The sequence below is a fragment of the Dactylosporangium sp. NPDC000555 genome (genome assembly GCF_040300025.1).
Lineage (GTDB): Bacteria > Actinomycetota > Actinomycetes > Mycobacteriales > Micromonosporaceae > Dactylosporangium.
The window spans coordinates 1-8184 of the sequence record NZ_JBEPDB010000158.1 but is presented as its reverse complement, the minus strand read 5'-3'; the positions used below and the strand labels follow the sequence as shown (position 1 = coordinate 8184).

Below are 8184 nucleotides of genomic sequence, written 5' to 3'. Positions count from 1 at the left end.
CAGCAGTGGGCAGCCGATGAGAGAGCGACCCTGCCGATCACCTCGACCCAGCCTGGCCGGGCTGCGGTCGTAGCACCAGTAGATAAGTAGCCGATAAGTGGGTGGACGGGAGCCTGCCACGACACGCTTATATGACATCATTGTTGTCATGTTGCGAGATCGGGGCTCCCGTCTCTACGAGGTTCTTCAGCAAGTCCGGCCACTCGTGCTCAACTCCGCCCGGGTGGTCGAGGGATCGCTGAAGCCACTGGGCCTGACCGTCGGAATGCGTGCGGTCCTCGAAGTGCTCGCCGAGCATGGTCCTGCCACGGTCCCTGCCATCGGCGAACGCTTGGACCTTGCTCGACAGGGCGTGCAGCGTCACGTCGACGATCTGATCGAGCGAAACCATGTCGAGAGCCGCGCCAACCCCGAGCACCGGCGTTCGGTCCTCATCGCACTCACCGACGTCGGCTCCGAGGTGATCGGCCGAGTCGGCGACGACGAGCGGCGACACCTGTCGCAGATGGCACAGGACTGCACCACCCAGGAGATCGCCGCGGCCGTCAAGGTACTGCACGCACTGAACCGTGACGTGCGCCGGCGAGCACTTCAGCTCCACGATCACGGAGGAGACGAGCATGATCAATGACCAGCAGATCTACACCTGGACCAGCCGCAACCGGCTGATGATCGTGGATGTTTTCAAATCGCTGGACGATGCCGATTGGAACGCGCCCACACTGTGTTCCGGATGGACCGTGCGCCACATGGCGGCGCACCTCGCCCAACCCATGATCGCCAGTTTTCCGCGGTTCTTCTTCACCGCGATGCGCTACCGGGGCGACACCAACAAGACCGTCGACCATTTCACCAGACGACTCGCCCGGACACCCCCGACGCAGCTCATCACCATTCTCCGCGAACACGCCACCGACAAGGTGAGCCCACCGCGAGTCGGCCCGATGGGACCGTTCGCCGAGACCTGCCTCCACCTGCGCGACATAGCCAGACCACTAGGCCTGACCGTCGATGTACCCATAGAGCACTGGCGTACCCTGTTGGACTACCTCGTCTCACCCGCAGTCGCCCGCGCGCTCGCCCCGGCAGGCCGGCTCAACGGGCTCACTCTCGCTGCCACCGACACCGATTGGGTCACCGGGCACGGCCCCGAGGTACGCGGCCCCATCGAGGCCCTGGCGATGGCCACCGCTGGACGGCCCGCCGCCGTTGCCGACCTCCAAGGACCCGGCCTACACACGCTCGAAAGCCTGCTCACCACGCACTGATCTGCCGCGACAGGAGCTCTGGCGTTCATCGCTGCAGGTGACGCACGGTGATGCATGGCTGCCATCACACCCTCCAGCAGGCAGGGACTGTTCCCGACCCGCGCCTGGCACAGATTGCCCGGCTGAAAGCCGAGAACACCGCTCTGCGCCAACGGCTGACCGAACGCGACGAGACCATCGCCGAACTCGCCGCATTCAAAACCGAAGCGCTGTCCCGGCTCGCCGCCCAACATGACGAGATCGCCCGCCTGCGGGCTGCCGGACCAACACGCAACGTGAGGCGCCTGCCGACGCGCGCCGCCCAGATCAGGCCGTGCTGAGCGTGCCCCGAGCGCTATCGTGCTGACGACAACGCGTCGGAAGGATCAACCGCAAATGAGCCCAGACCGAGTGGTCATGCCAGGGCAGGTCTGGGGCCTCGCCACCAACGACTCAACTGGCCCGATCTTCGTGACCAGTTACGACGGGCGCAACTTCGACGCCACGGTGCTCACCGCCGTGGACCCAGCAGGTGAGGTCATCCGCCAACCGAATACTGGTCGGCATCACCGATGGCAGCAGCAGCATCGGAGTCTGCACCATTCTCGACACCGCCACCGGCCGGATCGTCACAACCACCCAGCCGGGCCCCTACCAGCACAAGGCCATCACCGGAGCCGGCTCTTTCCTGATCGGACAGCAAGGCTACGGCGCGTTTACGACAACGCAGTACGACCCGGAAGGGCACGCGCAACAGACCTGGCCCAGCCACGGCATGATGCTCGTCGATCACCACGGCACCATCAGGGGCCCCGAATCGGAGAACATCACTCCGTCGCGGTCCCGGTTCCGTGTCCTCAAACCCGACAGTTCCCTGAGCAACGGCCCGCCGCTGAGCGGCTACTACACCACCTATCCAGCGCTGGACGCCCACGGCACGGCCGTGCTCTGGCGCGACGGCAAGCTCCTGACCGTCAATCCCGATCTCCAAACCCGGACGCTGTTCGCCCAGGACGACGACCGAGCCGTGATGAGCAGAATCCTGCTGCTTGAACAGGGCCACGTGCTCTTCGGCCTGCACGACGAACTGCTCATCTTCCGGAACACCGGCCTCGCGCAACTCGACAACGGGCCCTGGCCCTGCGGCGACGGCAACCTCCACGGCAACCCCGCCGTCCTCGCATAAACCGCCCCATCCCGGGTCCGAGCCGCGCACCAGACCGTGACCTCGATCACCGCAGCTGCGTGGAATCACAACACGACCTGCACCCTGAATGCCGTTTGATCGTCCGGAAGTCGCCGCGATCGAATCACCACACGATGGCCGCCGCACGCGGTTAGTGCGGACACAAGGCACACGTTCGTCACGACCATGCTCGACACCGGCGTTAGCCTCCGCGACGTGCAGATCGCTGCCCGCCACGCCGACCCGCGAACGACGACGCGATACGACCGAGCCCGCAACAACCTCGACCGGCACCCGAACTACATCCTCGCCGCCTACATGGCATCGGGCACGTAACCACCGGCTCGCGACTTTGCCGAATAGAGCGCCCGGTCTTGCAGCTGTCGGCGCGCGGAAAACGGACATCCGAACAGGCAGCGGGCCGCGGGTGGACAAGTTGAAGGATCGCCATTGATGGCGGCTTAGGCAGACGCATCACGTTGCGCGCTGGATACCTCAGCCATCCTGGCTACTTCATTGCCGCGTTCAGGTAGTCAGCTAGCCTGCGGTGGTGGCCGGAGCCGATCTGGACGAGTTGATCGTGGCCGACGGCGCGGCGCTGCGCGCGTGGCTGCTGGACAACCACACCGCCTCCCCTGGCGTGTGGCTCGCCCTGACCAGGAAGGGCGGCTCCGTCACCACGCTGACCTGGCAGCAGGCGGTCGACGCGGCACTGTGCTTCGGCTGGATCGACGGGCAGGCCCGCAAGCGCGACGAGGGGAGTTCCTGGAGGCGGTTCACCCCGCGCCGGCCCCGCAGCGTCTGGTCCCAACGCAACGTCGCCAACGTGGCCCGGCTGGAGGCGGCCGGCCTGATGCTGCCCGCCGGCCGCGCCGCGGTGGACGCCGCGAAGGCCGATGGGCGGTGGACGGCCGCCTATGCGCCGTCGTCGGAAGCGGAGGTGCCGGCCGACCTGCACGCCGCGATCGCCGCCGACCCGGCGGCGATCGCGATGTTCGAGGTGCTCACCAAGACCAACCTCTTCGCCCTCATCAGCCGGGTCAATGCCGTCAAGCGGGCCGAGACGCGCTCCCGGAAGATCGCCGAGTGCGTGGCGATGCTGGCTCGGCACGAGACGATCTACCCGCAGCGAGCCAGGCCGGTGGACCCGCCGACATCGTGACGGGGTGTCTGCCGGAACAGACAACCCGCCCAGCACAAAGCCGCCGAAGCCACCGCCCGACTCGTCCTCACCACCGCCAGAGGCGTGCGGGACAAGATCCGCCGCCGCAACCAGCCACCCACCCCCCCCGCAGCAGTCCACCACCGTTGCGGCCGGACCCGGCCCGAACCCGCAGGTCAAACCCGCTGCGGATGGCGTCAAGCGGCCGAAACGACGCAAGCGGCAACGAGCAGCCAACAAGCATCTACGGCCCACATCGGACCGATAGCCAGGAAGAAACCGCAGGTCACGTGGTGGGCCGCCAGGGACTCGAACCCCGAACCTACGGAGTCGCGGCAACGCGGTGCGGTGAAGCCGAATTCGTTGCTACACAACGGTTTCCGTGTTGGCATGGTCCGGCTCGGTGCGATCCGTTGCTGTACTTTGCTGCTGTACTCTTCCGGCCGCCGCAGTCAGCACCTGACACGCCAGCCGAAGCGACGTACAATTTCTTGTACGTTAGCTTTGGGGGGTCCGGTGCGCACCGTCAGCTACTCAGAGGTTCGGCAGAACCTCGCCAAGGTTCTCGACCAGGTCGTGGACGACGCCGAAGAGGTCGTCGTCACGCGCTCCGGTCACGAGGATGCGGTCATCATCTCGCTGCGTGAGTACGAGTCCTTGAAGGAGACGGCGTACTTGATGGCCAGCCCCGCCAACGCCCGCCGGCTGAACGAGGCCATCGAGGAGCTGCGGGCAGGCGGCGGCGAAGTCCACGACCTGATCGACCCGGACGGCAACGCGGACGCCGCGTGAAGATCCAGTTCGCCTCCCGCGGCTGGGAGGACTACCTGAGCTGGCAGCAGGACCGCCAGATGCTCCGCCGGATCAACACGCTGATCGAGGACATCCGCCGCAACGGCCACCAGGGCAAAGGCAAGCCGGAACAACTCCGCGGCAACTGGTCCGGCTTCTGGTCCCGCCGCATCGATCAGGAACATCGGCTGGTGTACCGGATCGTCGACGACACCGTCCAGATCGTGCAGTGCCGCTACCACTACGAGTAGCGCCCACCTCGCTTCAGGCCCTCCGTATACCCGTCGTCCACCCTCCGGGGAACAGGCCGGCGGTGGGGGCTGCCCTCGCGAGTACGGACCGCGACGTCCGCGACCACGCTTGGCGGCCCCCGCCGCCGGCCTGTCGGCTTTGCCTGGACGGCGGGGGCTGCGGAGGGGCGCCCACCGGAACCCCGAGACCCCGGCTGGAAGCCCCGCCGGAGGCAAAGAGCGCGACTACCGGATCAGCCGGCAGGGAGCGAAGCGACCGGTGTCCGCGGGAGCTACGGCATGGCGCTCGACGGACCGAGGTCCCAAAGCTGCTGGACCCTTGACGGCCTGGAGCTAACCGGCGTTCTTTCAAGAGCACTCTGCTCGGCCCGTGCGCGGGTTCCCGGCCGGGCGGGTTTACGGCGTCGGCGCGGAGCGCTGGCGCCGCTTGCCCGCCGAGCCGGTGACCGCGTGCGGGCTGCGCCGTAGGCGTCTTGATCCAGTACAACCCAATTCGGCAGTTGCAATGCCAGATGACCGCACCCGTATCAGATGAGTGCATCAATAGTCCCTTCGCGCCAACTGATCTTGCGGCCACCTGCTGTCGGACTGCCGGAATATCTGGGCCATTCGGGCTAATGAGATCACTGAGGGGTTCCAAAGCGTCATCTAGTACGAAAACCACAGCAACCGGGTGCAGCACACCAACGTGGCCTTGCCGATGTCCAGCGCGGCGACCCGCTCGACGACGTCCTGCCTGTCCTCCGATTCCTCCAGCACGTCTCCTCCTCTCCCACTCCACGAACGATGCTGGGGGTGTCGTCCGCGGCGGCCACAGTGGAAGGGGGAATCTAGAACGCGTGCTCGAGGCAACAGTGGAGGGCCCATCAGCGTGGCCACCCGCATCCGACTAGCTAACGGCCTCGATGGAACCAAGCAGCGCCGACGTCTGCGGACGACATCAACCACCGTGGCCGCAACCACGACGGCGCACAAGGGCCCGACGGTTTTCAGCCCGGAACGGGCCGCCCACACGGGGGAAAGGAGGACTAGCTAGCAGACTTGCTCTCCACATGGGCCGAACAGGTCGAAGCTGGCATGGTCGAGATCTTAGGCGTCCGGGAGTGGGATGAAGCCGCTCTTGTAAGTACCGACGTAATGAGTCAGGTTCGTCGCCTCAACGAAGATCCTCTCACGCACCCGGCAGCGCCGATCGTTTTTATGCGGCGCCGCTTTGGAGGTCGCGCTGCGCGCCCTAGCCGGCGCACGAAATGTGCAGCTTCCACCCCGACCAACCATCAGTACCCTTAGTGCCGCATTGCGGCAGGCCAGCGTGCTTTCCGCTCAAGACGTAAAAGATCTAGAACAATGTGGCGGCATCCGGAACTCTGCTGCACACGGCGAGTTCGAAGCGCTAACCAAGGAGCGTGCAGGTCTCATGGAGCAGCAGACCAACCTCCTGCTGCGCCGATTGGCCGATCTGCATCCTTAGCGACGAAGGCTCGGCGTACGTGTGCTGCAGCCGGGCAAACACCACTGGCGGACGACGGCTGCTGCTGTACTTCGGTGCTGTACGCGGCCCTAGACGTCGGAGCCGCCACCTGGGGCACCGGCTCTGACCTAGGAAAAACTGTGGGCCGCCAGGGACTCGAACCCTGAACCTACGGATTAAAAGTCCGCAGCTCTGCCATTGAGCTAGCAGCCCGCGCACATAGGGTACCCCGTCCGCCCACCACCGCTCACATCCGTTTCCGTCCTGACGCGCATTGCCTGGTCCGGATGTTGCCAGTCCACATTGTGGGACATGGCAGTGTGCCTTCAGTCGCGAAAATCCGGGTGGGTTCGGGCTGGTCTGCCCACGGTCCTGAACATCCGAGCACCCACGGAGCACCCACAGCGATCACCGTCCCGCGTGTCGGCGTACACGCGGGGGATCAACAGTAGTTGATCACGCAACACGTGCCAGAACCGCGATTATTACGGCCACTCGACGAACCGTCGATATTTCTCCCACGTTCGGGGTCTGGCCGGCGGTAGGGCGGTCGGCTGTGGCTGACGACGATCTACGGGTGCGGCGTCGGTCCATCTTCGACGAGGATCCGGACAATTACCACGCTGCCCGGCCGGGCTACCCGGAGCGGGTCTACGAGGTGCTCGCCGAGTGCGGGCTGCACCCCGGTGCCCAGGTGCTGGAGATCGGGCCGGGCACCGGGCAGGTGACCGGTCGGCTGGTGGCTGAGGGCGCGTCGGTGGTGGCGGTGGAGTTGGGCGCCGGGCTGGCGGCCCGGCTGCGGGCGAACCTCGCAGGTCGCGACGTGACGGTAGTGGAGGGCGACTTCGCTGCCGTGGAACTGCCCAGCGAAGGGTTTGACCTGGCGGTGTGCGCGACCGCGTTGCACTGGCTGGATGCCGATGTCGCGGTGCGCCGGCTGGCCGGGCTGATCCGGCCGGGTGGTTGGCTGGCGGTGTGGTGGACCGTGTTCGGCGACCCGGACCGCACCCCGGCCTGGCGCGCCGATCTGCAGGAGCTGTACCGGCGGTGGATGCCCGACGAGGTGCGGGATCCGGCCGAGATGCCGGCACCGATGCGGGTCGGTGACCGGACGGCGGAACTGGCAGCGGGCGGCTGGTTCGGCCCGGTCCACGTCGAACTGATCCGCTGGGATAACCCGTTGACGCCGGCCGCCGCGCGGGCATTGTGGGCGACGTTCCCGAACGTGCGTGAGCTCGACCCTGCTCGCCGCGAGGGGTTCCTCGACGACGTGGCGGAGATCATCGTCTGCCAGCCCGGCGGCTCGGTAGTGGATCACTACGTGACTGCGCTGTACACGGCCGAGCGCCAGCCTGACACCGCGCTGCAAAGATCGGTGGACGAGTCGCCGGGACAGGCGGATCTCTTGGGCTGGCTTCAGGGCGCCGATGCGTGAGGTGGTCAGGCGAGCTGCTAGGGCGATTCCTATCGACCGCCACGGACAGTTGTTGCTGATCAGGCGGACGAAACCGGGGCTGGGGCCGTACTGGACGACTCCTGGCGGCGGGGTCGAGCCGGGCGACGCGTCGGTGGAGCAGGCTATGATCCGGGAGCTGCGGGAGGAGTTCGGTGCCGAGGTCGACACCGTCCAGCAAATGTGTCGGCGATCACGTACAAGACGCTCGCTCGGAGTAAGCCCCCGCACCGCAGCGATCAATATCAGATTCTCCTACGCCCACCTTCTCGACGATCCAGTCGGTACCGTCGAGCGTGTACTGATCTATCCAGGCGAGGGCACGATCCGGAGCTGGCATCGCGGCCGCGACGGCGCATCGACCCCCGTGCGGCTGGCCACGGTGCGGATCCCGTTCCCGCAGCCGGCAGAAGCGCGAACCGCCACCGCCTGGGAAACCTATCTCGAACGGGCTGCTGAGCGGTTCCGTGAGGCTGTAGCACCGTTGAGCGCGCTGCCATGACCGCTCGCCCAGTCGCGTATCGGCCCAGGGCTATTGCGTTCTCGGTGTGCTGGTCACGGCGCTGATCAGGTCGTGGGTGCGGCGGTTGGCGCGTCTGGTGGCGCGGGCGATGTTGGGTTC

At 66.4% G+C, this 8184-nt stretch carries 10 protein-coding genes and 1 tRNA gene; 10 read left to right on the top strand and 1 reads right to left on the bottom strand.

The window, feature by feature from the left end; translation table 11 throughout:
- The first annotated feature begins 148 nt into the window (after positions 1-148).
- The 8 genes from ABT297_RS42035 (at position 149) to ABT297_RS42000 (ending at position 4638) form a co-directional block, all read left to right on the top strand.
- Positions 149-631, top strand: a complete 483-nt coding sequence (locus tag ABT297_RS42035; RefSeq protein ID WP_350559459.1) for a MarR family winged helix-turn-helix transcriptional regulator — start codon at positions 149-151, stop codon at positions 629-631.
- On the top strand, positions 621-1268 hold the full coding sequence (locus ABT297_RS42030; RefSeq protein ID WP_350559456.1) for a maleylpyruvate isomerase family mycothiol-dependent enzyme: 648 nt from the start codon (positions 621-623) through the stop codon (positions 1266-1268). Before ABT297_RS42035 ends, ABT297_RS42030 begins: the two co-directional genes overlap by 11 nt.
- 47 nt (positions 1269-1315) lie before the next feature.
- The gene (locus ABT297_RS42025) at positions 1316-1588 is read left to right on the top strand and encodes a hypothetical protein (RefSeq protein WP_350559453.1); all 273 of its coding nucleotides are present in this window, start codon (positions 1316-1318) and stop codon (positions 1586-1588) included.
- Positions 1589-1779: 191 nt separating this feature from the next.
- Positions 1780-2433 carry a hypothetical protein gene (locus ABT297_RS42020; RefSeq protein WP_350559450.1) on the top strand — a complete coding sequence of 218 codons (654 nt, stop codon included), beginning with the start codon at positions 1780-1782 and terminating at the stop codon, positions 2431-2433.
- 123 nt (positions 2434-2556) lie between these two features.
- Positions 2557-2769: a tyrosine-type recombinase/integrase gene (locus ABT297_RS42015; protein WP_502885723.1), complete on the top strand. Its 213-nt coding sequence runs from the start codon at positions 2557-2559 to the stop codon at positions 2767-2769.
- 214 nt (positions 2770-2983) lie between these two features.
- Positions 2984-3595: a YdeI/OmpD-associated family protein gene (locus tag ABT297_RS42010; RefSeq protein WP_350559447.1), complete on the top strand. Its 612-nt coding sequence runs from the start codon at positions 2984-2986 to the stop codon at positions 3593-3595.
- A gap of 516 nt (positions 3596-4111) precedes the next feature.
- Positions 4112-4387 (top strand): type II toxin-antitoxin system Phd/YefM family antitoxin, encoded by a 276-nt coding sequence (locus ABT297_RS42005; protein ID WP_350559444.1) that lies wholly within the window; start codon positions 4112-4114, stop codon positions 4385-4387.
- Positions 4384-4638, top strand: a complete 255-nt coding sequence (locus tag ABT297_RS42000) for a Txe/YoeB family addiction module toxin (RefSeq protein WP_350559441.1) — start codon at positions 4384-4386, stop codon at positions 4636-4638. The genes ABT297_RS42005 and ABT297_RS42000 overlap by 4 nt, the downstream gene beginning before the upstream one ends.
- Positions 4639-6250: 1612 nt before the next feature.
- Here ABT297_RS42000 and ABT297_RS41995 read toward each other — a convergent pair.
- Positions 6251-6322 (bottom strand) — tRNA-Lys (locus ABT297_RS41995).
- 343 nt (positions 6323-6665) lie between these two features.
- Between ABT297_RS41995 and ABT297_RS41990 the strand changes: the two genes are divergently transcribed.
- Both ABT297_RS41990 and ABT297_RS41985 read left to right on the top strand, forming a co-directional pair.
- Positions 6666-7544 (top strand): class I SAM-dependent methyltransferase, encoded by an 879-nt coding sequence (locus tag ABT297_RS41990; protein ID WP_350559438.1) that lies wholly within the window; start codon positions 6666-6668, stop codon positions 7542-7544.
- Positions 7537-8064, top strand: coding sequence for an NUDIX hydrolase (locus ABT297_RS41985; protein ID WP_350559435.1), 528 nt, complete (start codon positions 7537-7539; stop codon positions 8062-8064). The genes ABT297_RS41990 and ABT297_RS41985 overlap by 8 nt, the downstream gene beginning before the upstream one ends.
- Positions 8065-8184: the final 120 nt, after the last annotated feature.

What these genes read in the sequence shown, in the direction of transcription:
- ABT297_RS42035 (WP_350559459.1), top strand. Translation starts at nt 149, where the DNA reads ATGTTGCGAGATCGGGGCTCCCGTCTCTACGAGGTTCTTCAGCAAGTC.
- ABT297_RS42030 (WP_350559456.1), top strand. Translation starts at nt 621, where the DNA reads ATGATCAATGACCAGCAGATCTACACCTGGACCAGCCGCAACCGGCTG.
- ABT297_RS41985 (WP_350559435.1), top strand. Translation starts at nt 7,537, where the DNA reads ATGCGTGAGGTGGTCAGGCGAGCTGCTAGGGCGATTCCTATCGACCGC.